Origin of the sequence: Streptomyces sp. NPDC050085, from assembly GCF_044460595.1 — a bacterium.
In the GTDB taxonomy this organism is placed as follows: Bacteria; Actinomycetota; Actinomycetes; order Streptomycetales; family Streptomycetaceae; genus Streptomyces.
In genome coordinates this window covers 207948-231972 of record NZ_JBITJZ010000009.1, presented here as the reverse complement: position 1 = coordinate 231972, position 24025 = coordinate 207948, and the positions used below count along the sequence as shown (strand labels likewise).

The window sequence follows — 24025 nt, the reverse complement described above, 5'->3', positions numbered from 1 at the left end:
CGACCGCAGCCCGGTGGTCCTGCTTCGCGCAGTTCCCCGCGCCCCTGAAGCGAGCTCCGCTCGCCCACCAGCGACTACTCGAGCGGCGACTTCATCCCCACCTGATAGTCACCCCCGGGCTGCCGGACCATCGCGTTGAGCCGGTTGAACGCGTTGATGCCCGCGATGAGGCAGACCAGCGCGGCCAGTTGGTCCTCGTCGAAGTGCTTGGCCGCGTTCGCCCAGACCTCGTCGGAGACACCCGCTCCGTCGGCGAGCCGGGTCCCCGCCTCCGCCAGTTCGAGAGCGGCGCGCTCCGCCTCGGTGAAGACCTTGGCCTCGCGCCAGGCCGCGATCAGAGCGAGCCGCAGCGGCGTCTCGCCCGCGGCGATGGCCTCCTTGGTGTGCATGTCGAGACAGCCCGAGCAGCCGTTGATCTGGCTGGCCCGGATCTTCACCAGTTCCTGCGTCGCAGCGGGCAGGCCCGAGTCGGCGAGCGGCTGGTGCGCGGCGACCAGGCGCTTGACGAAGCCGACCGCCGACTTGCTGGCGAACATGTTCAGACGGGCTTCCATGGCGAGCTCCTTGTTGCGTCGTGCGGTGTTGCTGACACACACAGGACGAGACAGGGGGGCCGGCCTGTGACACCCCCGGAGCGTGACCTGGGTCACTGCTCGGGGTCGTAGGCCTCCACGAGCTCACGGGCCCGCTTCACATCGTTCGCGATGGCCTCGACGAGCTGCTCCAGCGAGTCGAACTTCGACATGCCGCGCACGAACGCCAGGAAGTCCACGGCCACGTGCAGCCCGTACAGATCGAGGCCCACGCGGTCGATGGCGTACGCCTCGACGGTCCGCTCCGTGCCGTCGAACTGCGGGTTCGTACCGACGGAGATCGCGGCGGGCATCGCCTCGCCGTTCACGTGCAGCCAGCCCGCGTAGACGCCGTCCGCGGGGATCGCCGTGTGCGGCAGGGTCTCCACGTTGGCGGTGGGGAAGCCGAGCTCGCGCCCGCGCTGGGCGCCGCGCACGACGATGCCCTCGACGCGGTGCGGCCGCCCGAGGATCTCGCGGGCCCCCTCGACGTCACCATCGGCGACGAGACGCCGGGTGAGGGTGGAGGAGAACGGGTCGCCGCCGCCCGCGCTGCCGCTCACGTACAGGTCGACGACCTCGACGTCGAAGTCGTACGTCCGTCCCTGCTCGGCGAGGAACTCCACGTTGCCCGCGGCCTTGTGCCCGAAGCGGAAGTTGGGGCCCTCGACGACCACGCGCGCGTGCAGCTTGTCGACGAGCGCCTTCGCCACGAACTCGGCGGGCGACAGCTTCGAGAACTCGGTGGTGAAGGGCAGGACCAGCACCGCGTCCACACCGAGCTCCGCCATCAGCTCGGCCCGCCGGTGGTGCGGGGCGAGCAGCGGCGGGTGCGAACCCGGCCGCACGACCTCGCTGGGGTGCGGGTCGAAGGTGACGACGACCGCCGGGATCCCCAGCTCGCGCGCCCGCTCCACGGCCCGCCCGATGATCAACTGGTGCCCGCGGTGCACCCCGTCGTAGGAGCCGATGGTGACGACGCTGCGCCCCCAGTCCTGGGGGATGTCCTCCAAGCCACGCCAGCGCTGCACGGTGATTGCTCCTCGCGAACCTGTGTACGACCGTTACGTCTCATTGCCCCAATGGGCAGGTCTAAGAGTAGGTCACGGCCGGTCCGCTCAGGCGGGCACCCGCACCCCGGCCAGGTTCTCGATCATGCGGCGGGCGCTGGGGCCCACCAGCGCGGCCCACTCCTGGGGCGCGGCCGCCAGCCACCGGGCCAGCAGCGCGGCGAACCCCGGCACGGTCCTGGCCAGCTCCACGAGCCGCCGGTCGAAGCACGCGGCGCCCTCCGGGGTCCGTACGAGAAGGGCGCCCGTGCGGTGCACGAGGTCCCGGGTCCGCGGCTGCCCGCGCCGCACCGCGCCCCACGCGGCGGCGCTCAGCACGGCGTCCAGGACGGCCGGCTCCCGCTCCTGCCCGAGCAGCACGTCGAGCAGCTCGCCGCGCAGCCCGCGCGAGGCGTCGGTGCCGGGCGCGGCCAGGACGGGCGCGAGCGCGGCCCTGACGGACTCGGGCCGCTGCCGCAGCAGGTCCACGACGAGCGGGAGCAGCACGGCCCGCGCGGGGGGCCCGTGCTCGAGGCGCCGGTCGACGAACGCCGCCACGTGCCCGGCCGTCGCCTCGGGGCGCGCCTCGGCCGCCTCGCCCACCAGCGCGGCCGCGCGCCGGGCCAGGGCGGGCTCCGTGAGTCCGGCCAGGGTCCGCAGCACGTCCCCGGCCCCCGGGCCCGGCTCCCGCAGCCGCGTCCGGAACGCGTCGAACACCGGCTCCGGGTGGGTCGCGAGCGCGGCGGCGAGATCCGCGGCGGGCAACTGCGGGTCCCCGGCCGCGAACCGCTTCAGGGCCCGCGGCAGATACACGGGGCGCGACTGCGGATCCCGTACGAGAAGGGCGAGCGCGGCGCCGTGCAGGGTGCAGTCGGAGGGGCGGGACAGCAGGGCGAGCGCCGCGTACCGCAGCAGGCCGCGGTCGGCCTCGGTGGTGACCCGGGCCGCGGCCCGCAGCCCGTACGCCACCGCCGCCACGTGCCGTGCGGGCCGCTCGTCGTGCGCCCACCGGTCGACCGCCCGGCACAGCGCGGACGGTTCCTCGTCGGCGAGGGCGGCGAGGAGTTCGTCGGCGCGCGGGTGCGCGCAGTCGACGAGCGCCTCGATCAGGTCGTCGACGGCCCGGTGCCGATGGGTGTGCAACAGCGCCTGCGCCGCCGTCGCCACCGTGGCGTCGGGCAGCGCGGGCAGCGGCCGCTCGTCGTCGAACCACCGCGTGAGGCGGCGCTGTACCCGCCCCGGATCGGCGGCGAGCGCCTCGGCGACCGCGTCCAGATACCGCCCGCCCGGCTCCGAAGCGTCCCGCACGACGAGCCGCCGCAACAACGCGAACCGCACGTCGTCGTCCACGCCCAGGGCCGTCCAGAGCCAGGGCCCGAACACCCCGGCGTCGGCGAGCTCTTCGAGCAGCGGGAGATGAGCGGCGACGTCCGGAACCCGCAGCAGCACTTCACTCACCAGATGCCCCGCCCACCAACTGGCCTCGCTGCCGCCCGCCTTGGGCAATCTGCCGCCTTGGGCGGCAGGGTGGGCAAGGCGGCCCCCAGCACCGGGCGCGCACTCACCGGGCCCCAGCGAAGACCCAGCGACCCGATCACTCAACTCCCTCAACTTAAGCCCGAGTTCACCGACCCCGCCCTGCCGCTCCAGCAACAGCAACGCCCGCACCACAGGCCCCGCCCGATGCCGAGGCACCGGCACCGAACCCCCGCTGCGCCGCCGGAACACCAGCGCGTCGAGCGCCGCGTCCAGATCCAGATGCACCCCCTGGATCCACTCCCCCACCTCCTCGTGCCCGAACCGGTACCCGCTCCCCGCGGGCACGAGCACCCCCTCCGCCAGCACGGCCGACGCCCACCCGCTCACCCCGTCCCGAACCCCCCACGGGAACAGCTCCTCGAACGTCTCCCGGTCCAACTCCCCCTGCCCCGGCCCCAGACTGCGCCGGGCCGCCTCGTGCAGCCGCCCGGAGACCCGCGCCGCGAGCCGCCGCACACCCGCGCCCCTGATCCCCGCGGGCGCGGCCAGCCGCACCGCCACCCGCAGGCACATCAGGTCCAGGTGCGCCCCGAAGATCTCGTCCCGGTCGGGGCAGCCGGGCACCTCCCCGGGCAGCACCGCCCGCACCTCGGCGAGGAGCCGCAGCGCGAGCGGATGCCCCGCGTCGGCGGGAGCGAGCGCCCCCTCCGCGAGGCCGAACCGCTCCCGCGCCCGCCGCGCCTGCTCCCCGGCCAGGTCCCCGATCCGTACGCACGCGGGCAGCCGCCCCGCGAGCCCGCCCCCGTGCAGCACGTCCTCGCCGAACAGCGCCCCGGCCTGCTCCCAGTACTCCCCGCGGCACGCCACCACGAGCCGCACCCCGGACGCCACGAGCCGCCGCTCGGTGCCCCGCGACCACGCGGCGAGCCGGTGCGCGAGCACGGGCGGCATCTCCTCGGGCCCGTCGAGCAGCAGCAGGAGCGGCTGCCCCGCGTCGCAGGCCACCTTGGCGACGCGCTCGGCGGAGAGGTCCCCGAGCTCGTCGGGGTCGGCGTCCCGGGACGCGGCGACGATCCGGCAGGACCGCTCCAGGGCCCGCTCGACGGCGTCCATCACCGAGGCGTCGTCCCCGCGCAGATCGGCGCCGCGCAGCCACAGCGTCGGCGCGGCGCTCTCCCCCCGGGCCCGCCGCGCGGCGAGGCCCGCGAGTTCCGTCGTACGACCGCTGCCGGGGTCCCCGACGAGCGCGAGCACGGACGCCCCACCCGCCTCGAAACGCGCCAACTCCCGTGCCACGTCCGGCCGTTCGACCGGCTCCACCGCCGGCTCGCCGGGCCCGTCGCTGCCCACGGAGACGGCGGTCAGATGGAGCACCCCCGCGAGGTTGAGATCCGAGCCGTACGCGGGCACGGTCGCGGCGTTGCGGGCGAGGAGCTCGGCGAGGCGCGCGTCCCCAGCGGCGGCCGCGCGCAGCGGCACGGCGAACCCGGCCGCCCGCTGCCCGGACTGCAGCGCGGTGCCGAGGACGGCGACCACGGCGCCGGTCGCCGCGTCGAGCACGGGCCCGCCCGCGGCCCCGCCGCCGAGCCGCAGCGCATCCGTACCGGCGGTGCCGACCGCCAGCTCCATGGCGCTGTCCAGGAGATGGAAGCGGTCCGTGGCCGTGTACGTGACGTCCGTGTGCCCGAGGACGCGGGCCTCGCGCCACCCTCCGGCGGGGATCCGGACGTACGCGCCCGCCTCCATGAGCCCGTTGGCACCCACCGGCAACGGCGCCCCGCCGAGCCCTTCGGTCCGCACCAACGCCAGGTCCACGTCCGGCAGTTCGACGACCGACTCGGGCCCGACCACACACGTCGCACCGCCCGGCGCGTGCAGCACCACGCGCGCGAGTCCGTCCACCGCCTCATGGCTGGTGACGACCGTCCCCCGGTCGTCCGCGACGAAGCCCGCTCCGCGCGGCCGCCCGGCCAGATCACAGATCCGAACCAGCGGCGGATCCACCATGCCGCGACCCTCCCGCCGCTCTCCGCCACGCCCCCTGATGTCGACGGTAGGCGCGCGGTGATCAGCAGGACAGGACGCGAGGCGAACGCGCCCCCTTCCGCTCCCCCGCTTCACTCCGAGCGCCTGCTCGATGGGGTGAAGTGGAGGGGCGCGGCGGATAGACCCTTGGGAGGGGGAACAGGGGGGACGTGGAGCGGCGGCCACCAAGAAGACCTGGCAACCGCCGCTCCACCGCGATCGTGCGAAGCCGTCAGCCGAACACGGCCAGGCTCTTCGCCTTCCCCTTCGACTCCTCGACGAGGGCGAGGAATTGACCCTCCGCGCCGAACACGGCGACGGGCCCGCTGCCCGCGTACTGCTCGGGCATGTCCAGACGTACGCCGTTGAGGAGCAGCTTGCCGCGCCGCTCGTCGACGTCCCAGCGGGGGAACGCGGCAGCGGCGGCCTCCGCCACCGGCATCACGGTCAGCGACTCCTGGAGCTGGTCCAGGGTCCGCGCCACATCCAGCTTGTACGGGCCCACGCGCGTGCGGCGCAGCGCGGTCAGATGCCCGCCGACGCCGAGGTCGGCGCCCAGGTCACGGGCGAGGGCGCGAATGTACGTACCGGACGAGCAGACCACGGACACGACCAGGTCGAGCACGGGCGTCCCGTCCTCGGCGACGGCGTCCCTGACGTCGTACACGGCGAAGGACGAGATCGTGACGGGCCGGGCGGGGATCTCGAAGTCCTCGCCGTCGCGGGCCCGCTTGTACGAGCGCACGCCCTTGATCTTGATGGCGCTGACCTTGGACGGCACCTGCATGATCTCGCCGGACAGCTTGGCGATGCCCGCGTCGATCGCGTCGCGCCTGACCGCGGACGCGTCGGTGGACGAGGTGATCTCGCCCTCGGCGTCGTCGGTCAGGGTGTTCTGCCCGAGCCGGATGGTGCCCAGGTACTCCTTCTCGGTCAGCGCGAGATGGCCGAGGAGCTTGGTGGCGCGCTCGACGCCGAGCACGAGGACGCCCGTCGCCATCGGGTCGAGGGTGCCCGCGTGGCCGACCTTGCGGGTCTTGGCGATCCCGCGCATCTTGGCCACGACGTCGTGCGAAGTGAAGCCCGACGGCTTGTCGACAATGACCAGGCCGTCGGGCGGTGGGGTGCGGTCGGACATGCTCAGGCGTCGCCGTCCGTCTCGTCCTCGGCCGCGTCGTCTTCCGGCTTCTTGTACGGGTCGGCTTCCCCGGCGAACGTGGCGCCCGCGGACGCCTCGCGCACCTGGGCGTCGGAGGACCGCGCCTTGTCGAGGAGGTCCTCGATCGTCTTGGCGTTGTCCGGCAGCGCGTCCGCGACGAAGGTCAGCGTCGGCGTGAACTTCACGCCCGCCGCCTGGCCGACCGCGGAACGCAGGATGCCCTTGGCGCTCTCCAGGCCCGCGGCCACCTCGGCCCGCTCCTCGTCGTCCCCGTACACGGTGTAGAAGACGGTCGCTTCCCGCAGGTCACCCGTGACCCGGGTGTCCGTGATGGTGACGTGGGTGCCGAGCCGCGGGTCCTTGATCCCGCGCTGCAGCTTCTGGGCCACCACCTCTCGGATGAGGTCCGCCAGCCTCTTGGCGCGCGCGTTGTCGGCCACTGGTCCGTCTCCTTAAGTCACTACTGTCGTGCTCGGTGCTTCTTGGTTCAGTCTTCGTCGCTGTGGAGCCTGCGTCGAACCGACAGCAGTTCCACCTCGGGCCGCGCGGCGACGAGGCGCTCGCAGCGGTCCAGTACATCCGTGAGGTGCCCCGTGTCCCCGGAGACCACCGCGAGCCCGATCTCGGCCCTGCGGTGGAGGTCCTGGCTGCCCGTCTCCGCCGCACTCACCGCGTACTTGCGCTGGAGCTCGGCGACGATGGGACGGACGAGTGAGCGTTTCTCCTTCAGCGAGTGGACGTCGCCGAGGAGCAGATCGAAGGACAGAGTCCCCACATACATGTGTGTGTCCGGATGTCCCGCCGGTTCGGGTTCGTATGGGCGCTACGCAGTTACGCCGACACGGGAACCGTACACGCAACGGCCGGGGCCGATCGACGGAAATAAGTCCCGCCGACCGGCCCCAGTCGCTTACCGCGTCGGTCAGACGCGCGGCTTCTCGCGCATCTCGTACGTCGCGATGACGTCGTCGACCTTGATGTCGTTGAAGTTGCCGAGGTTGATACCGCCCTCGAACCCTTCGCGGATCTCGGTGACGTCGTCCTTGAAGCGACGCAGACCGGAGATGTTGAGGTTCTCCGCGATGACCTTGCCATCGCGCAGCAGGCGCGCCTTGGTGTTGCGCTTGACCTCTCCGGACCGGACGAGCACACCGGCGATGTTGCCCAGCTTGGACGACTTGAAGACCTCGCGGATCTCCGCCGTGCCGAGCTCGACCTCTTCGTACTCCGGCTTGAGCATGCCCTTGAGGGCCGCCTCGATCTCCTCGATGGCCTGGTAGATCACCGAGTAGTACCGGACGTCGACGCCCTCGCGCTCCGCCATCTGCTGCGCACGGCCGGCTGCCCGGACGTTGAAGCCGATGACGATGGCGTCGGAGCCGGTCGCCAGGTTGATGTCGGACTCGGTGACCGCACCCACACCGCGGTGCAGGACACGGATGTCGACCTCTTCGCCGACGTCGAGCTGGAGCAGCGAGGACTCGAGAGCCTCCACCGAACCGGACGCGTCGCCCTTGATGATGAGGTTGAGCTCCTGCACCAGACCGGCCTTGAGGGCCTCGTCCAGGTTCTCCAGGGAGAACCGGACGCCGCGGCGCGCGAAGTTGGCGTTGCGCTCGCGAGCGGCACGCTTCTCGGCGATCTGACGGGCCGTACGGTCCTCGTCCACCACCAGGAAGTTGTCGCCGGCACCCGGGACGTTGGTGAGACCGAGCACGAGGACGGGGGTCGAGGGACCCGCTTCCTCGACGTTGTTCCCGTTGTCGTCGAGCATCGCGCGGACTCGGCCGTACGCGTCGCCGACCACCATCGTGTCGCCGATGCGCAGCGTGCCTCGCTGGACGAGGACGGTCGAGACGGCACCGCGACCACGGTCGAGGTGGGACTCGATCGCAATACCCTGCGCGTCCTGCTCCGGGTTGGCCCGCAGGTCGAGCGAGGCGTCCGCGGTCAGGACCACGGCCTCGAGCAGGGCGTCGATGTTCAGACCCTGCTTGGCGGAGATGTCGACGAACATGGTGTCGCCGCCGTACTCCTCGGCCACCAGGCCGTACTCGGTCAGCTGACCGCGCACCTTGGTCGGGTCGGCACCCTCGACGTCGATCTTGTTGACCGCGACGACGATCGGGACCTCGGCGGCCTTGGCGTGGTTGAGCGCCTCGACCGTCTGGGGCATGACGCCGTCGTTGGCCGCGACCACGAGGATCGCGATGTCGGTCGACTTCGCACCACGGGCACGCATGGCGGTGAAGGCCTCGTGACCGGGGGTGTCGATGAAGGTGATCTTGCGCTCTTCGTCGTTCACCTCGGTCGTGACCTGGTACGCACCGATGTGCTGCGTGATGCCGCCGGCCTCACCCGCGATGACGTTCGTCTTGCGGATGGTGTCGAGCAGTCGGGTCTTACCGTGGTCGACGTGACCCATGACGGTCACGACCGGCGGACGCGCGACGAGGAACTCCTCGCCGCCCTCGTCCTCGCCGAACTCGATGTCGAAGGACTCGAGCAGCTCGCGGTCCTCCTCCTCGGGGCTGACGATCTCGAGGATGTAGTTCATCTCGTCCGCGAGGAGCTTCAGCGTCTCGTCGGAGACGGACTGCGTGGCAGTGACCATCTCGCCGAGGTTCATCATCACGGCGACGAGCGAGGCCGGGTTGGCGCCGATCTTCTCCGCGAAGTCCGTGAGGGACGCACCGCGCGACAGGCGGACGGACTGTCCGTTGCCGCGAGGCAGCATGACGCCGCCCACCGACGGGGCCTGCATGGCCTCGTACTCCTGGCGCCTCTGACGCTTCGACTTGCGACCACGACGGGCGGGCCCGCCGGGACGGCCGAACGCACCCTGCGTGCCACCACGGCCACCCGGACCACCGGGACGACCGCCGAAGCCGGGACGGCCACCGCCGCCACCGGGACCGCCGGGACGACCGGCGAAGCCGCCGCCACCGCCGCCACCGGGACCGCCGGGACGACCGGCGAAGCCGCCGCCGCCACCGCCGCCACCGGGACGACCGGCGAAGCCGGGACGACCGCCGCCGCCACCGCCGCCGGGACGACCGCCGCCACCGGGACCACGGCCACCGCCGGGGCCACCACCGGGACGCGGGCCGGCAGCGGGACGCTGCGGCATCATGCCCGGGTTCGGACGGTTACCGCCGCCGGGACGGGGACCACCCTGACCGCCCGCACCGGCACCGCCCTGCGGACGGGGCATGCCGCCGGGCGTCGGGCGCTGACCGCCCTGACCCTGCGGACGGGGGCCACCCTGACCCGCACCCTGCGGACGCGGGCCGCCGGGGCCGCCCTGGCCGCCGTGGCCCCCGGCCGGTCGGGGTGCGCCGCCCGGACGGGGCGCCTGCGGGCGCGCCATGCCGGTGGAGCCACCAGAGGTGAAGGGGTTGTTGCCCGGACGCGGACCCGCGGGACGGGCACCGCCCGGCCGAGGACCGCTCTGCGCACCCTGGCCGCCGGGACGCGGGGCGCCCTGACGGTCGCCGCGCTGGCCCTGGCCACGGTCCTGACCGGGGGCCGGACGGCCACCGGGCTTCGGGGCACCGGGACGAGCACCGGCCGGACGCGGCGCAGCCGGGCCCGACGAGGCGGCCGGGGCGGCGGGCGGAGCCGTGAACTCGGGCGCGGCCGGCGCCGGCGTCGCGGGCTTGGGAGCCGGCTTCGCGGGGGCGGGACGCGGGCCCGGGGTCGCCGAGGCCGGAGCCGGGGCGGCGGGCTTCTCCGCGGCGGGCTTCGGCGTAGCCGGAGCCGGACGCGGGGCGGCAGGCTTCGCGGCCTGCGCGGGGGAAGGGGTGGGACGCGGCGCCGCCGGCTTGGCGGGCGCGGCCTTCTTTGCGGCGGGCTTGCCGCCATTGCCCTGATTCAGGGCATCAGTCAACTTGCGTACAACCGGCGCCTCGATCGTCGAGGACGCCGAACGTACGAATTCACCGAGTTCTTGGAGCTTGGCCATGACGACCTTGCTCTCCACGCCGAACTCCTTGGCGAGTTCGTATACCCGGACCTTAGCCACTTCGCTCCTTTTAGGTCCGGGTTACGCCGGACCGTTGCTACTTCATGGGCGTACTCATCGCGTGCTCATCGAGTGCTCATCGCAATCTCGACCTACTTCCAACTCGCGGGGTACCAGGGCCGCGCGGGGGTTCCGCACGGCGCTTCTTACGGTGTTGCCTGCTCGACGCGGTGGCTCAGGGCCGCCGTGTCGAACGGTCCAGGGGCTTTGAACGCCCGCTGGAACGCCCGGCGGCGGACCGCCAGGTCGAGACAGGTCGGCGCGGGGTGCACATACGCACCCCGGCCGGGCAGCGTACCGCGATCATCGGGGACACAGCGGCCCTCGATCACCACGATCCGCAGCAGATCGCTCTTGGCCGCTCGCTCCCGGCAACCCACGCAGGTTCGCTCAGGGCAGGCGCGGGCTTGCGTCCGGCCAGACACGATTAAGTCTACCTCCCCGTACCGACCTCACCCCTTTGGGGCAAGAATCGAACGGCCGTCTTCGTCACATACTGTCGTGATCCAAGCGCTCTGCGCCCGGATTTATTCCCCGGAGGCGTCCGCCGGCTGCTCGGTGTCCGGGCGGATGTCGATGCGCCAGCCGGTGAGACGGGCGGCCAGGCGGGCGTTCTGGCCCTCCTTGCCGATGGCGAGCGACAGCTGGTAGTCCGGCACGGTCACGCGCGCGGAGCGGGCGGCCATGTCGACGATCTCGACCTTGGAGACGCGGGCCGGGGACAGCGCGTTGGCGACCATCTCCGCCGGGTCGTCCGACCAGTCGACGATGTCGATCTTCTCGCCGTTCAGCTCGCCCATCACGTTGCGCACGCGCCCGCCCATGGGGCCGATGCACGCGCCCTTGGCGTTGAGCCCGCTGCGCGTGGAGCGCACGGCGATCTTGGTGCGGTGGCCGGCCTCGCGGGCGATGGCCGAGATCTCGACCGAGCCGTCGGCGATCTCCGGCACCTCGAGCGCGAAGAGCTTCTTGACGAGGTTCGGGTGGGTGCGGGACAGCGTCACGGACGGACCGCGCACCCCCTTCGCCACGCGAACCACGTACGAGCGCAGGCGCATCCCGTGCGGGTACTCCTCGCCCGGCACCTGCTCCTGCACCGGCAGGATGGCTTCGAGCTTGCCGATGTCCACCAGCACGTTCTTCGGGTCGCGGCCCTGCTGGACCTGGCCCATGACGATGTCGCCCTCGCGCCCGGCGTACTCGCCGAGCGTCGCGTCGTCCTCGGCGTCGCGCAGCCGCTGCAGGATGACCTGCTTGGCGGTGGTGGCGGCGATCCGGCCGAAGTCCGACGGGGTGTCGTCGAACTCCTTGGCCTCCTGGCCCTCTTCGAGGTCCCGCTCGTCCTCCGTCGCCCACACCGTCACGTGACCGCTCTGGCGGTCCAGCTTCACGCGGGCACGGCGGAAACTGCCGTCGGTGCGGTGGTAGGCGATGAGGAGGGCCGACTCGATCGCCTCGACCAGCAGGTCGAAGGAGATCTCCTTCTCCCGGACCAGACCCCGCAGGGCACTCATGTCGATGTCCACGGCTACGCCTCCTCTTCTTCGTCGCTCTTGTCGTTCTTGTTCTTGCGGTTGAACTCGACCTGCACCCGCGCCTTGGCGATGTCGGTGAAGGCGAGTCGTCGGGCGGTGGCCTTGCGGCCCTTCACGCCCGGTACTTCCAGGTCGAGACCCTCGTCGTCGACCTCCAGAATGCGTGCGACCAGTTCGCTGTCGTCCGTCAGCTGGAACTTGACCAGGCGGTCCGTCGCCCGGACGTAGTGCCGGTGCTCGGACAGCGGGCGCTCGGCGCCCGGGGTCCCGACCTCCAGCTCGTACTCCCCGTCGCCCATCACCGTGCTGTGGGCGGCCTCGTCGAGCTTCGCCGAGAGCGCGCGGCTCACATCGGCGATCTGGTCGAGGTCGGCTCCCTGGTCGGAGTCGACGACGACGCGCAGCACCCGCTTGCGTCCTACCGAGGCCACTTCGATCTCCTCGAGATCGAGGCCCTGTGAGCTGACGAGCGGTTCCAGTAGTTCCCGCAGCCTCTCGTTCTGGGTGGTGCTCATCCGGGTGACTCCTCGGCCGCGTGTGCTGTTGTGGTGGCTTGCATTTCCGTGCGCGTCAGGTCAAAGGGTATCCGCTCCAGGGGGGTGTTGCCGTCCACCGGCCAAGGGGCGACTGTACGGTGATCATCGTGCCGCCCACCTCTTCGGCCCGCCCCGGGCCCCGCCGTAGGACTCTGCTCGCCTCGCTGGCCGGGGCCGCACTGCTGACCGGGTGTTCGGACGGCGGTGACGACGGCGCCGAGGGCGGCCGGGGCGCACCGTCCGTCTCGCAGGAGAAGCGGCTCAGGGCGCTGGCCGCGCGGGAGAGCGCCGATCTGCTCGGGCAGTACGACGAGGCGCTCGCGGCGCTGCCGTCCCTCGCGGCCCGGCTCGCGCCGCTGCGCGCGGAGGTCGACCGGCACGTGAAGGCGTTCGGTGGTGCACCGCGGCCGACGCGGCCGACGCAGCCGTCTGGGTCGACCGCTCCGTCCACGCCGCCGGTCGGCGAGAAGGACGTACTGAAGGCGCTGGCGGCGGCCGAGCGGACGTTGTCCGACCGGCGGCTCGGCGCGCTGGTGGACGCACCCGCGGAGCTGGCGCGGCTGCTCGCGTCGGTGGCCGCGGCCGGTGCCGGGCACGCGTACCTGCTGACGGAGGGATGAGGGATGAGCGAGGACGGGCTGCTCTCCGCGGTGCAGGCGGCGCTGCGCGCCGAGCACGCGGCGGTGTACGGGTACGGAGTGGTCGGCGGGCGGATCCGGGCGGGCCGGCGCGACGAGGCGAAGGCCGCGTACGACGCGCACCGGGCCCGGCGTGACGCGCTGCGGCGGACCGTGCGCGACCTGGGCGGCAGTCCCGAGGAGTCGGCGGGGGCGTACGCGCTGCCCTTCCCTGTGCCGGACTCGGCGGCGGCGGCACGGCTCGCGGCGGACATCGAGGACAAGGTCGCCGGGGTGTACTCGGATCTCGTACGGGCCGCGAGCGGGGAGCGGCGGCGGGGAGCGGCGGACGCGCTGCGGGAGGCGGCGGTCCGTGCCGTGCGCTGGCGCGGCAGCAGCGTAGCCTTCCCTGGGCTGGCCGAACGGGCCGCGGCGCCGACCGGTTCCGCTTCCGCCACGTCGTCCGCGCCTCGTACGCAAAGCAGTTTCTGAAGGGAATCACTCGCGCATGGCAATCGATCCGCCGCAGCGGCTGGTGAACGCGCTCGGCGAAGTGCGCGACGACGGGGCGTCCGCCTGGCTCGGCAAGGTAGGTGCGCTGCTCGACGAGGCGGCGGCCCGACGCGGAGTGAGCGTCGAGCGGGTGCACGTGCCCGGCGGGCGCAGCTCTCTGGTCGCCCATGTCCGTACGGCCGACGGGGCGCCCGCGGTGCTCAAGCTGGCGCCCGAGCGGTTCCGGCCGGAGGCGGAGCGGGCCGCGCTGACGCACTGGGACGGGTCGGGGGCGGTACGGCTGCTCGACCCCGGGGTCCCCGGGGTCACTGACGGGGCGCTGCTGCTCGAGCGGCTGCACCCCGAGGTCTCCGTGCGGACGCTGCCCGAGGCGAAGGCGCTGCTGGAGGCGGCGGGGACGCTGCGGCGGCTGTGGACCGAGCCGCCGGCCGGGCGCAACTGCGAGACGGTGCCCGAGCGCACGGGGCGCCAGGCCGTGGCGATGCGGGCGAGCGTGGAAGCCTTTCCCGAGGTCGCGCCGCTGGTCGACGCGGCGCTCGGGGCCCGGGACGAACTGGTGGCGGCGCCGCCCGAACTGCGGCTGCTGCACGGCACGTTCCGGCAGTCCAAGGTGCTGGCGGGCGAGCGGATGCCGTGGCTCGCGGTCGGGCCCGACCCGGTCGTGGGCGAGTGCGCCTTCGACCTGGCACGGCTGGTGCGTGACCGGGTGGAGGACCTGATCGGCTCGCCGTCGGGCCCCGCGATCACGCGCCGCCGGGTCAAGCGGCTTGCCGAGTCGCTGGACGTGGACCAGGTGCGGCTGCGCGGCTGGACGTTGTTCCGCGCGGTGGAGTCCGGGGTGCGGGCGCTGCGCGTGGGCCGGGAGCGGGACGGCGAGAACCTGCTGGAGTTCGCGGGCTGGCTCTAGCCGCCGATGTCGCTGAGGTCCCGCTCGTAGGCGAGGCCCGGGCCGCCCATGCGGAGGTCGACCTCGTGGCCCGTGGGGCGGAAGCCTGTGCGGGTCAGGACCGCGCGGGAGGCGTGGTTCGCCTTCGCCGCGTTGGCGGTGAGACGGGTCAGGGCGTACTCCGTGGCCGCCAGGGCGAACAGGCGGTGGACCGTGGCGGTGGCGAGGCCGCGGCCCGTGGCCTTCTGCGCGACGCGGAAGCCGAGTTCGGCACTGCCGTCGGCCAGGTCGTACAGGTTGAAGCGGCCTAGGATCTCACCGCCCGCGCCGTCGTCGGCGACCAGGACGTGGCAGCGGATGGCGCCCGTGTCCTGTTCGGCGAGGAGGGCGGCGTGGCGGGCGGCGTAGTCGCGGAAGAAGGCGTCGCCGCGGTCGGGGACGCTCGCCGCGAAGAACGTCCGGTTCTCGCGCTCGAAGGCGAGCACCGCGGGCGCGTGGTCGGCGGTCAGGAGCTGCAGTTCGGGCATGGCGCCAAGATAGACAGCACCGTCAAACGAATTTCAGTACACGTTCTTCAGGACACGTTCTTCAGGGCACGATCTTCAGGGCGAGGAGCCCAGGGCGGTGCACAACCCCCGGGCGTGGGCGTCGAGTTCGCCGGAGAAGACCGTCAGGGCGCTGCGCACGAGGCGTACGGTGCCGTCGGGATGGTGGAATGCGCCCGAGGTGGTGTCCCGCGTCGTGTTTTTCGCCTCCGGCGACGAAAAGGCATCGCCCCGGACCCTAGGAGTCCGGGGCGACCATGAGAAAGCTGTGAGCCGGCAGTAGTGCCGGAATGAGCTTTCCCGGCGATCGGATCGATCGGAGCGATCAGGCGGTGAGGCGGGCCACGGCCTCCTCGACCGTGAGCTCCTCGCGCTCACCGGTGCGGCGGTCCTTCAGCTCGAGGACGCGGTCGCCGGAGCGGCGGCCCGCGACCAGGATCTTCGGTACGCCGATGAGCTCGGAGTCGGTGAACTTCACGCCGGGCGAGATGCCCGGGCGGTCGTCGACCAGGACGCGGACGCCCGCCTCGGCCAGCAGGTCCGAGACCTCGAGCGCGAGCTCGGTCTGGAGCGCCTTGCCCGCGGCCACCACGTGCACGTCGGCCGGGGCGATCTCCTCGGGCCAGATCAGGCCCTTGTCGTCGGCGTGCTGCTCGGCGAGGGCGGCGACGGCGCGGGAGACGCCGATGCCGTACGAGCCCATGGTCACGCGGACCGGCTTGCCGTTCTGGCCGAGCACGTCGAGCTGGAAGGCGTCGGCGTACTTGCGGCCGAGCTGGAAGATGTGGCCGATCTCGATGGCGCGGTCCAGCTTCAGGCCCGTGCCGCAGGAGGGGCAGGGGTCGCCCTCCTGGACGACGACGACGTCGACGTACTCGGAGACCTCGAAGTCACGGCCCGCGACGACGTTCTTCGCGTGCACGCCGTCCTTGTTGGCGCCGGTGATCCAGGCGGTGCCGGGGGCGACGCGCGGGTCGGCGAGGTAGGTGACCTTCTCCAGGCCCTGCGGGCCGACGTAGCCGCGCACGAGGTCGTCGCGGCCCTCGAAGTCCTCGGCCGTGACCAACTCGACGGCGGCCGGGGCGAAGTGGGCCTCGACCTTGTCCATGTCGACCTCGCGGTCGCCGGGGACGCCGACGGCGACGATCTCGCCGTCGACCTTCACGAGGAGGTTCTTGAGGGTCTCGGAGGCCTGCACGCCGAGGTGCGCGGCGAGCGTCTCGATCGTGGGGGTGTCGGGGGTCGGGATCTCTTCGAGGGCGGCGACGCCGTCGGCGTCGACCGGCTTCAGGGCGAAGGAGACCGCCTCGGTGTTCGCCGCGTAGTCGCAGTTCGGGCAGTCGGCGAAGGTGTCCTCGCCGGCCGCGGCCGGGGCGAGGAACTCCTCGGACTTGGAGCCGCCCATGGCGCCCGCGGTGGCGGCGCAGATGCGGTAGTCGAGGCCCAGGCGCTCGAAGATCTTCTGGTACGCGGCGCGGTGCAGCGCGTAGGACTGGGCGAGGCCCTCGTCCTCCAGGTCGAAGGAGTACGAGTCCTTCATGAGGAACTCGCGGCCGCGCAGGATGCCGGCGCGGGGGCGGGCCTCGTCGCGGTACTTCGTCTGGATCTGGTAGAGGATCACGGGCAGGTCCTTGTAGGACGTGCACTGGTCCTTGACCAGGAGCGTGAAGATCTCCTCGTGGGTGGGGCCGAGGAGGTAGTCGCCGCCGCGGCGGTCCTGGAGGCGGAACAGCTCGGCGCCGTACTCGGTCCAGCGGTTGGTCGCCTCGTAGGGCTCCTTGGGCAGCAGGGCGGGGAGGGTGACCTCCTGGGCGCCCATGGCGTCCATCTCCTCGCGCACGACGCGCTCGACGTTGGCGAGGACCTTCTTGCCGAGCGGCAGCCAGGACCAGACGCCGGCGGCGGTGCGGCGCACGAAACCGGCGCGGACCAGGAGCTTGTGGCTCAGCACCTCGGCGTCCGCCGGGTCGTCGCGCAAGGTCTTCACCATCAACCGGGACATGCGCTGGACCTGGGCTTTGGCCATGTTTCTCGACTCCTGCTGCGTAAGGGTGATGCCAGGAGGTTAGCCGGGGGTCGGGCGCGGCCGGAAATCGGTTCCCGTCGTGGCCGCGGTCAGCGGCGCCTGAGCGGGAGGGGGGCGCCCATCACCGCGTACGGCCGCGGGGCGCTGGGGAACAGCACCTGGCGGGCCAGGTCCTCGTAGCCGAGCGCGTGGTACAGGCCACGGGCCGGGCTGTCGAAGTCGATCGCGGAGAGGATCGAGCGGGGCTGCGGGGCGGCGTCGGTGATGGTGGTGATGAGGGTGCGGCCGATGCCGCGGTTCTGGAAACCGGGGTGGACGTGCAGCTCCGTGATGACGAAGGAGTCGTCGAGCCACTCGTCGCTGCCGCGGCTGCGCAGGTACGGCTCGACGACGGTGGACCACCAGTGGGTGCGGTCGTTCGGCATGCCGTAGACGAAGCCGACGAGGCGGCCCGTGCCGGTGGTCGCGCCGAGCGCGCGGGCTCCCGGGTACGTGATGTGCCGCAGCACGATCTGACGGCGTACGGCGATCTCGTCGTCGCTCAGGCCGAACGCGTACGCCTGGACGGCGAGGGCCTCGTCGACGCGGGTACGCAGGTCGAGGGGGCCGATGGTGACGGCTGTGTCATCTGCGTCGTCCATGCGGTTCCGGTGCGGCATGCGGGGAGGGTACCCCGGGGTGCCCGAAGGGTGTGCGCGGGTCAGGACCTGTCTCAGAACAGGACGCTCATGAACGCGCCGACCTCGTCGAAGCCGACCCTGCGGTACGCGGCCCGCGCGGGGGTGTTGAAGTCGTTGACGTACAGGCTCACGACGGGGGCGACGTCGGCGAGGGCGTAGCGCAGGACCGCGGCCATGCCGGGGGCCGCGAGGCCGCGGCCGCGGTACTCGGGGGCGACCCAGACGCCCTGGATCTGGCAGGCCTGGTCGGTGGCGGCGCCGATCTCCGCCTTGAAGACGACCTTGCCGTGTTCGTCGAGGCGGGCGAACGAGCGCCCGGAGCCGACCAGTTCGGCCACCCGTGCCTGGTAGAGCAGGCCGCCGTCGCCGGCCAGCGGGGAGACGCCGACCTCCTCGGTGAACATCGCCACGCACGCGGGCATGATCGTGTCCATCTCGTCCTTGCGGATGCGGCGCACGTACGGGTCGGGCGTCACGTCCGTGGGCATCCGGTCGGCCACCATCAGCGGCTGGTGGGCGCGGACGTCGCGGGCCGGGCCCCAGGACGGTTCGAGCAGCTGCCACAGGCGGGCGGTGGGCTCGGCGGGGCCGACGATCGAGGAGCAGCGGCGGCCCGCCCGGCGCGCGCGGTCGGCGAAGCCGCGTACGGCCCGGTCGGTGGCGCAGATCGGCACGAGGTTCGCGCCCGCATAGCAGAGGGAAGCCAGGATCCCGTCCTCGTACCAGCCCCACATCTCGCCGCCCAGGCGCCACGGGTCCAGGCCGGCGACGCGGACGCGGGCCGTCACGAAGGCATTGACGACCGGCTCGCGGTCGAGCACGGCGAGCGCGGCGTCTAGGTCACTCGGGTCGAGGACCCGGGTGGTGGTCTGGGTCAACACGTGCGGGGGCCTTTTCGGCTGGGATGCTGATCTCCGCACTGTACCTGCCGGTGGGGGCGGGTGTACTGGGCCTGCCTTCGGCGGCCCTCGCCCTCTCGTCGTGCCTGGTTCGGGTCTCGTGGGCGACTGTCGGCCGGTGGGGCTTCTCGCGCAGTTCCCCGCGCCCCTGAAGGCCTGCGGCCTTCAGGGGCGCGGGGAACTGCGCGACCAGCCACAACACACGCGCGCCCGCCCGCCGGAAGGACCCGGCAGACGAGCGCGCGAAAAGGCGTGATGGGGCCCGCGCCGGAGTCAGCCCGCGACGGCCACCGTGGGCTCGCCGGAGGCGACGCCGTCCGCTTCCATCTGCTCGGCGATCTTCATCGCCTCCTCGATCAGCGTCTCCACGATCTTCGACTCGGGGACCGTCTTGATGACCTCGCCCTTGACGAAGATCTGGCCCTTGCCGTTGCCGGAGGCGACGCCGAGGTCGGCCTCGCGGGCCTCGCCCGGGCCGTTCACGACGCAGCCCATGACGGCGACGCGGAGCGGGACCTCCATGCCGTCGAGGCCGACGGTGACCTCCTCGGCGAGCTTGTAGACGTCGACCTGGGCGCGGCCGCAGGAGGGGCAGGAGACGATCTCCAGGCGGCGGGGCTTGAGGTTCAGCGACTCCAGGATCTGGTTGCCCACCTTGATCTCCTCGACCGGCGGGGCCGAGAGGGAGACGCGGATCGTGTCGCCGATGCCCTCGGAGAGCAGCGCGCCGAAGGCGACCGCCGACTTGATCGTGCCCTGGAACGCCGGGCCCGCCTCCGTCACACCGAGGTGCAGGGGGTAGTCGCACTTCTCGGCCAGGAGGCGGTACGCGTTGACCATCACGACCGGGTCGTTGTGCTTCACCGAGATCTTGATGTCGCGGAAGTCGTGCTCCTCGAAGAGGGAGGCCTCCCACAGGGCCGACTCGACGAGCGCCTCGGGGGTGGCCTTGCCGTACTTCTGGAGCAGGCGGCGGTCCAGGGAGCCCGCGTTCACGCCGATGCGGATCGGGGTGCCGTGGTCCTTCGCCGCCTTGGCGATCTCCTTGACCTTGTCGTCGAACTGCTTGATGTTGCCCGGGTTGACCCGGACCGCGGCGCAGCCCGCCTCGATGGCGGCGAAGACGTACTTCGGCTGGAAGTGGATGTCGGCGATCACCGGGATCTGCGACTTCTTGGCGATGACGGGCAGCGCGTCGGCGTCGTCCTGGGTGGGGCAGGCCACGCGCACGATCTGGCAGCCGGACGCGGTCAGCTCGGCGATCTGCTGCAGCGTGGCGCCGATGTCGGACGTACGCGTCGTCGTCATCGACTGCACCGAGACCGGGGCGTCGCCGCCGACTGCGACGGTACCGACCTGGATCTGACGGCTCTTGCGCCGCTCGGCGAGCTTGGTCGGTACGTCCGGCATGCCGAGTGAAATCGCAGTCATCTGCTGTGCAACCCCAAGGTGTGGATCGAGTCCAGAGGCTTTCGAGATTACGTCACCGGCGCGCGCCCGGGCACACCGCGCCCCGTAACTCCACTCAAAGGTGGACGGCCGGACACACAGCGTGCCCGGCCGTCGTAAATCCTGGTCAATCAGGAGATTTTCACCGGGTTAACCACGTCCGCGATGAGCACCAGGATGGTGAAGCAGACGAAGATCCCGGCGACGACGTACGCGACCGGCATGAGCTTCGCCACGTCGAACGGGCCCGGGTCGGGGCGCCGGAACACCCGCGCCAGGTTCCGCCGCAGCGACTCCCACAGCGCGCCCGCGATGTGCCCGCCGTCGAGCGGGAGCAGCGGCAGCATGTTGAAGAGGAAGAGCGAGAGGTTGAAGCCCGCTACCAGCATCAGGGACATGGCGAGCTTCTGGGTGGCGGGGATGTCGAGCGCGGCGATGTCGCCGCCGACGCGGGCCGCTCCGACCACGCCCATCGGGGAGTCCTGCTCGCGCGGGCCGTCGCCGAACGCCGCGTCCCACAGGGCCGGGATCTTCGCCGGGAGGGCGACGATGGAGTCGACGGCGTCGCCGACCCGGTCGGTCATCCAGGTCACGGAGTCGCCGAAGTCCTGCTGGACGACGCCGGTGGCGGCGGTGAAGCCGAGGAAGCCGGCCTTGACGTAGCCGTCGGTGATCTGCCCGCTGGAGTCCTTCTTGGCCACCTGGTTCGTGGCGATCTTGGCCGTGAGGGTCTTCTGCTGCCCGTCGCGCTCGACGACGATCGGGACGGTCTTGCCCGCGCTCTCGCGGATCTCGTCGGACAGGGTGTTCCACTTGTCCGTCGGCACCCCGTTGAAGGACACGATCTTGTCCTTCGCCCGCAGTCCGGCCTGCTGCGCCGGGGACTTGGGGTCGGACGCCTTGCAGGTGTCGCGGTTGGCGCTGGCCTGGATCACGCAGGGCGAGACGGACTCCACCGTGTTCGTCTGCTGGGTGACGCCGAAGCCCATCAGGACCGTGAAGAAGAGCCCGACCGCCAGGACCAGGTTCATGAACGGGCCCGCGAACATCACGATCACGCGCTTCCACGGCTTGCGCGTGTAGAAGAGGCGGGTCTCGTCGCCGGGCTGCAGTTCCTCGAAGGCCGCGGCCCTCGCGTCCTCGACCATCGAGCGGAACGGGGAGGTCGAGCGCGCCTCGATCCTGCCGTCCTCACCCGGCGGGAACATGCCGATCATGCGGATGTAGCCGCCGAGCGGGATCGCCTTGATGCCGTACTCGGTCTCGCCCTTCTTCCGCGACCAGATGGTGGGGCCGAAGCCGACCATGTACTGGGGGACGCGGATGCCGAAGAGCTTCGCCGTCGACAGGTGGCCCAGCTCGTGCCAGGCGATGGAGACGAGCAGGCCCACCACGAAGACGACTATGCCGAGGATCATCATCAAGGTCGTCATGCACGAGCCTCCGCATGCGTCGTCTTCGTCAGGTCACGGGCCCGGGCCCGTGCCCAGGTCTCCGCTTCGAGGACGTCCGCGACCGTCAGGGAAGTTCCCGTTTCCGGTGTGCCGTGTTCCTCGACGACCCGGGTGACGGTCTCCATGATCCCGTTGAACGGCAGGCCGCCCTTCAGGAAGGCGTCCACGCACTCCTCGTTGGCGGCATTGAACACCGCCGGGGCCGTGCCCGCGAGCTCCCCCACGTGCCGGGCGAGCCCGACCGACGGGAACGCGTCGTTGTCGAGGGGGAAGAACTCCCAGCTCGACGCCTTCGTCCAGTCGAAAGCCGGGGCCGCGTCCGGGATCCGCTCGGGCCAGCCGAGGCCGATCGCGATCGGGCCGCGCATGTCGGGCGGCGTCGCCTGCAGGATCGAGGAGCCGTCGACGTACTCGACCATGGAGTGGACGTACGACTGCGGGTGCACGACCACGTCGATGCGGTCGAAGGGGATGTCGTAGAGGAGGTGCGCCTCGATGACTTCCAGGCCCTTGTTGACCAGGGTCGCCGAGTTGATCGTGATGACCGGGCCCATCGCCCAGGTGGGGTGCGCGAGCGCGTCCTCGACCGTGACGTGCGCGAGGTCCGCCTTCGTGCGGCCGCGGAAGGGGCCGCCGGACGCGGTGACGACCAGCTTGCGGACGTCGGCGCGGGTGCCGGCGGCGAGCGCCTGGAAGAGGGCCGCGTGCTCGGAGTCGACCGGGATGATCTGGCCGGGCTCGGCGAGCGCCTTCACCAGCGGGCCGCCGACGATCAGCGACTCCTTGTTGGCGAGGGCGAGGGTGCGGCCCGCTTCGAGGGCGGCGAGCGTCGGCGCGAGGCCGATGGAGCCCGTGATGCCGTTGAGGACGGTGTGGCAGTCGCCGCGGCCCGCGATCTCGGTGGCCGCGTCCGGGCCCGCGAGGATCTCGGGCAGCGGCTCGCCCGTCCCGTACTGCGCCCGGAGCGCCTCGCGCAGCGCGGGCACGACGTCCTCTCGGGCGACGGCGACGGTGCGCACGCGCAGCCGGTACGCCTGCTCGGCGAGGAGGGCGACCCGCCCGCCCGCCGCGCTCAGGGCGGTGACCCTGAACCGGTCGGGGTTGCGCAGCACGAGGTCGATGGCCTGCGTGCCGATCGAGCCCGTCGAGCCCAGGACGACGATGTCCCGGGGCGCGGCCGTGTCGTGCAGGGGCGCCGGGTCGAAGACGAGGTGCGGGTCCGCGAGAGGGGATGGGCTGACTGCGCTTTCGGTCATCCCCCCATTGTTGCGTGGCCCGGCGGTGGTGCGGGTCACCGGGCCATGGAGCGGGCGTAGTGGCTGAGATTGGCGGTCACGATGCCGCGTACGTACAGGGCGGCGCCCGTGACGAGGAAGGGGACGGAGACGAGCAGCACCGTCAGGAGCGTGGGCCAGGGGCTGACGGTGCACGCGTCGCTCGCGCTGCCGTCGGAGTACACGTGGAAGCGCTCGAAGAGCGGGGCGCCGCAGTCCGGGTCCGCGCCGAGCACCGACCACGGCAGGACCATTCTGAGCGCGACGTACAGCCACAGCAGGCCGCCCGCCCACAGCAGGCCCAGGCCGCGGGCGCGGTGGCGCTGTGCCTCGGCGAGCATGCGGCGTTCGAGGTCGTTGCGGTACTTGGCGTCGTCGCCCATCAGGGCCCCCCATGGTGTGGTTGCTCAGGAAGTTGCGAAGTAATGGTCCTCCAGGTCTTCGAGGAGCGTCGGGCGGGTGGGGTGCCAGTCGAGGAGGGCGCGGGTGCGCTCGCTGGTGGCGCTCATGTCCGTGCCCGCGAAACGGGACAGCCAGGTGAAGTGCTCCGCCGCCTGTTCGGGGGTGAGTTCGCGCAGCGGCACGTCGAGCCGCCGCGCGATGACGGCTGCGATGTCCCGCGTCGGCACGCCCTCTTCGGCGACGCCGTGCAGCCGGACGCCGGACGGTGCCGCTTCCAGGGCGAGCCGGTACAGCCGTGCCGCGTCCTCGACATGCACGGCGGGCCAGCGGTTGGCGCCGTCCCCGACGACCGCGGCGACGCCCGTCTCGCGGGCGACCTCCACGAGCCGGGCCACGAAGCCGTGATCGCCCTTGCCGTGCACGGAACCGGCGAGGCGCAGCACCGAGGCGCGGACCCCGCGTTCGGCGAGGGCGAGCGTCGCGTTCTCCGCCGGGACGCGGATCGCGCCCGCGGCCCGGGGCGAGCCGGGGTCGTCCTCGCTGCCGACGATGCCCGGCGCGAAACACAGCCCGGAGGTGACGACGAGCGGCTTGCCGGTGCCTTCGAGGGCGCCGCCCATCGCCTCGACGGCACGGACGTCGGCGGCGCCCGCGGCCGCGTAGTCGGTCCAGGAGTGGTCGAAGGCCAGGTGCAGGACGCCGTCGGAGTCCTTCGCGGCGTCGGCGAGGGTGTCGAGGTCCTGGACCGAGCCGCGGCGCACCGTGAGGCCCGCGGCGTCCAGCTTGGCGGCGGAGGCGTCCGAGCGGGCGAGACCGACGACCTCGTGGCCGGCGGACAGCAGTTCACGGGCGACGGCCGAGCCGACCCAGCCGCTGGCGCCGGTGACAAACACACGCATGA

General features: G+C 72.2%; 22 protein-coding genes. 3 read left to right on the top strand and 19 right to left on the bottom strand.

Features of this window, described 5'->3' with window-relative positions; genetic code table 11:
- Positions 1-74: 74 nt before the first annotated feature.
- From ACIBUY_RS30335 to rimP, 10 genes are all read right to left on the bottom strand, one after another.
- Entirely contained in the window at positions 75-554 is a 480-nt protein-coding gene (locus ACIBUY_RS30335) for a carboxymuconolactone decarboxylase family protein (RefSeq protein WP_365579101.1), read from the bottom strand.
- 92 nt (positions 555-646) lie between these two features.
- Entirely contained in the window at positions 647-1603 is a 957-nt protein-coding gene (locus tag ACIBUY_RS30330; protein WP_365579103.1) for a bifunctional riboflavin kinase/FAD synthetase, read from the bottom strand.
- An 87-nt stretch (positions 1604-1690) separates the two neighbouring features.
- A complete protein-coding gene (locus ACIBUY_RS30325) occupies positions 1691-5107 on the bottom strand; it encodes a trypsin-like peptidase domain-containing protein (RefSeq protein WP_399154302.1) in 3417 nt (1138 codons plus the stop codon).
- 250 nt (positions 5108-5357) lie between these two features.
- Positions 5358-6263 (bottom strand): tRNA pseudouridine(55) synthase TruB, encoded by a 906-nt coding sequence (gene truB, locus ACIBUY_RS30320; protein WP_399154301.1) that lies wholly within the window; start codon positions 6261-6263, stop codon positions 5358-5360.
- Positions 6264-6265: 2 nt separating this feature from the next.
- Complete coding sequence (gene rbfA / locus ACIBUY_RS30315) at positions 6266-6724, bottom strand: 30S ribosome-binding factor RbfA (RefSeq protein WP_365579109.1); 459 nt, start codon at positions 6722-6724, stop codon at positions 6266-6268.
- A 47-nt stretch (positions 6725-6771) separates the two neighbouring features.
- The gene (locus ACIBUY_RS30310) at positions 6772-7065 is read right to left on the bottom strand and encodes a DUF503 domain-containing protein (protein WP_019064765.1); all 294 of its coding nucleotides are present in this window, start codon (positions 7063-7065) and stop codon (positions 6772-6774) included.
- Between the two features lie 141 nt (positions 7066-7206).
- On the bottom strand, positions 7207-10308 hold the full coding sequence (gene infB / locus ACIBUY_RS30305; RefSeq protein ID WP_399154300.1) for a translation initiation factor IF-2: 3102 nt from the start codon (positions 10306-10308) through the stop codon (positions 7207-7209).
- 146 nt (positions 10309-10454) lie between these two features.
- A complete protein-coding gene (locus ACIBUY_RS30300) occupies positions 10455-10733 on the bottom strand; it encodes a YlxR family protein (RefSeq protein ID WP_365579113.1) in 279 nt (92 codons plus the stop codon).
- A 102-nt stretch (positions 10734-10835) separates the two neighbouring features.
- Positions 10836-11834, bottom strand: coding sequence for a transcription termination factor NusA (gene nusA, locus ACIBUY_RS30295; protein ID WP_365579115.1), 999 nt, complete (start codon positions 11832-11834; stop codon positions 10836-10838).
- Positions 11835-11836: 2 nt separating this feature from the next.
- Positions 11837-12358, bottom strand: coding sequence for a ribosome maturation factor RimP (gene rimP, locus ACIBUY_RS30290; protein ID WP_365579117.1), 522 nt, complete (start codon positions 12356-12358; stop codon positions 11837-11839).
- Between the two features lie 122 nt (positions 12359-12480).
- Here rimP and ACIBUY_RS30285 point away from each other — a divergent pair, with 122 nt between their 5' ends.
- From ACIBUY_RS30285 to ACIBUY_RS30275, 3 genes are read left to right on the top strand one after another with little or no spacing between them, the layout of a single operon-like run.
- Positions 12481-12999 (top strand): hypothetical protein, encoded by a 519-nt coding sequence (locus tag ACIBUY_RS30285; RefSeq protein ID WP_399154323.1) that lies wholly within the window; start codon positions 12481-12483, stop codon positions 12997-12999.
- Between the two features lie 3 nt (positions 13000-13002).
- Positions 13003-13488, top strand: coding sequence for a ferritin-like domain-containing protein (locus ACIBUY_RS30280; protein WP_399154299.1), 486 nt, complete (start codon positions 13003-13005; stop codon positions 13486-13488).
- 16 nt (positions 13489-13504) lie between these two features.
- Positions 13505-14416, top strand: coding sequence for an aminoglycoside phosphotransferase family protein (locus ACIBUY_RS30275; protein ID WP_365579123.1), 912 nt, complete (start codon positions 13505-13507; stop codon positions 14414-14416).
- On the opposite strand, the gene ACIBUY_RS30270 is transcribed toward ACIBUY_RS30275, so the two are convergent.
- The 9 genes from ACIBUY_RS30270 to ACIBUY_RS30230 all read right to left on the bottom strand — a co-directional run bounded on the left by ACIBUY_RS30270 (position 14413) and on the right by ACIBUY_RS30230 (position 24023).
- Positions 14413-14922 (bottom strand): GNAT family N-acetyltransferase, encoded by a 510-nt coding sequence (locus tag ACIBUY_RS30270; RefSeq protein WP_399154298.1) that lies wholly within the window; start codon positions 14920-14922, stop codon positions 14413-14415. The two genes, ACIBUY_RS30275 and ACIBUY_RS30270, sit on opposite strands and share 4 nt — an antisense overlap.
- 343 nt (positions 14923-15265) lie before the next feature.
- On the bottom strand, positions 15266-16966 hold the full coding sequence (locus ACIBUY_RS30265; RefSeq protein WP_399154297.1) for a proline--tRNA ligase: 1701 nt from the start codon (positions 16964-16966) through the stop codon (positions 15266-15268).
- Between the two features lie 89 nt (positions 16967-17055).
- The gene (locus ACIBUY_RS30260; protein WP_365579128.1) at positions 17056-17625 is read right to left on the bottom strand and encodes a GNAT family N-acetyltransferase; all 570 of its coding nucleotides are present in this window, start codon (positions 17623-17625) and stop codon (positions 17056-17058) included.
- A 53-nt stretch (positions 17626-17678) separates the two neighbouring features.
- Positions 17679-18527, bottom strand: a complete 849-nt coding sequence (locus ACIBUY_RS30255; protein ID WP_399154296.1) for a GNAT family N-acetyltransferase — start codon at positions 18525-18527, stop codon at positions 17679-17681.
- 291 nt (positions 18528-18818) lie between these two features.
- On the bottom strand, positions 18819-19976 hold the full coding sequence (gene ispG, locus ACIBUY_RS30250; RefSeq protein WP_399154295.1) for a flavodoxin-dependent (E)-4-hydroxy-3-methylbut-2-enyl-diphosphate synthase: 1158 nt from the start codon (positions 19974-19976) through the stop codon (positions 18819-18821).
- 149 nt (positions 19977-20125) lie between these two features.
- On the bottom strand, positions 20126-21427 hold the full coding sequence (locus ACIBUY_RS30245) for a site-2 protease family protein (protein ID WP_365580623.1): 1302 nt from the start codon (positions 21425-21427) through the stop codon (positions 20126-20128).
- A complete protein-coding gene (gene dxr, locus ACIBUY_RS30240) occupies positions 21424-22704 on the bottom strand; it encodes a 1-deoxy-D-xylulose-5-phosphate reductoisomerase (protein WP_399154294.1) in 1281 nt (426 codons plus the stop codon). The genes ACIBUY_RS30245 and dxr overlap by 4 nt, the downstream gene beginning before the upstream one ends.
- A gap of 35 nt (positions 22705-22739) precedes the next feature.
- The gene (locus ACIBUY_RS30235; RefSeq protein ID WP_365580617.1) at positions 22740-23105 is read right to left on the bottom strand and encodes a hypothetical protein; all 366 of its coding nucleotides are present in this window, start codon (positions 23103-23105) and stop codon (positions 22740-22742) included.
- Positions 23106-23129: 24 nt separating this feature from the next.
- On the bottom strand, positions 23130-24023 hold the full coding sequence (locus tag ACIBUY_RS30230; RefSeq protein ID WP_399154293.1) for an SDR family oxidoreductase: 894 nt from the start codon (positions 24021-24023) through the stop codon (positions 23130-23132).
- Between the last annotated feature and the right edge of the window lie 2 nt (positions 24024-24025).

What these genes read in the sequence shown, in the direction of transcription:
- ACIBUY_RS30335 (WP_365579101.1), bottom strand. Translation starts at nt 554, where the DNA reads ATGGAAGCCCGTCTGAACATGTTCGCCAGCAAGTCGGCGGTCGGCTTC.
- ACIBUY_RS30325 (WP_399154302.1), bottom strand. Translation starts at nt 5,107, where the DNA reads ATGGTGGATCCGCCGCTGGTTCGGATCTGTGATCTGGCCGGGCGGCCG.
- truB (WP_399154301.1), bottom strand. Translation starts at nt 6,263, where the DNA reads ATGTCCGACCGCACCCCACCGCCCGACGGCCTGGTCATTGTCGACAAG.
- ACIBUY_RS30310 (WP_019064765.1), bottom strand. Translation starts at nt 7,065, where the DNA reads ATGTATGTGGGGACTCTGTCCTTCGATCTGCTCCTCGGCGACGTCCAC.
- rimP (WP_365579117.1), bottom strand. Translation starts at nt 12,358, where the DNA reads ATGAGCACCACCCAGAACGAGAGGCTGCGGGAACTACTGGAACCGCTC.
- ACIBUY_RS30280 (WP_399154299.1), top strand. Translation starts at nt 13,003, where the DNA reads ATGAGCGAGGACGGGCTGCTCTCCGCGGTGCAGGCGGCGCTGCGCGCC.
- ACIBUY_RS30275 (WP_365579123.1), top strand. Translation starts at nt 13,505, where the DNA reads ATGGCAATCGATCCGCCGCAGCGGCTGGTGAACGCGCTCGGCGAAGTG.
- ACIBUY_RS30270 (WP_399154298.1), bottom strand. Translation starts at nt 14,922, where the DNA reads ATGCCCGAACTGCAGCTCCTGACCGCCGACCACGCGCCCGCGGTGCTC.
- ACIBUY_RS30265 (WP_399154297.1), bottom strand. Translation starts at nt 16,966, where the DNA reads ATGGCCAAAGCCCAGGTCCAGCGCATGTCCCGGTTGATGGTGAAGACC.
- ACIBUY_RS30260 (WP_365579128.1), bottom strand. Translation starts at nt 17,625, where the DNA reads ATGCCGCACCGGAACCGCATGGACGACGCAGATGACACAGCCGTCACC.
- ispG (WP_399154295.1), bottom strand. Translation starts at nt 19,976, where the DNA reads ATGACTGCGATTTCACTCGGCATGCCGGACGTACCGACCAAGCTCGCC.
- ACIBUY_RS30245 (WP_365580623.1), bottom strand. Translation starts at nt 21,427, where the DNA reads ATGACGACCTTGATGATGATCCTCGGCATAGTCGTCTTCGTGGTGGGC.
- dxr (WP_399154294.1), bottom strand. Translation starts at nt 22,704, where the DNA reads ATGACCGAAAGCGCAGTCAGCCCATCCCCTCTCGCGGACCCGCACCTC.
- ACIBUY_RS30235 (WP_365580617.1), bottom strand. Translation starts at nt 23,105, where the DNA reads ATGGGCGACGACGCCAAGTACCGCAACGACCTCGAACGCCGCATGCTC.
- ACIBUY_RS30230 (WP_399154293.1), bottom strand. Translation starts at nt 24,023, where the DNA reads ATGCGTGTGTTTGTCACCGGCGCCAGCGGCTGGGTCGGCTCGGCCGTC.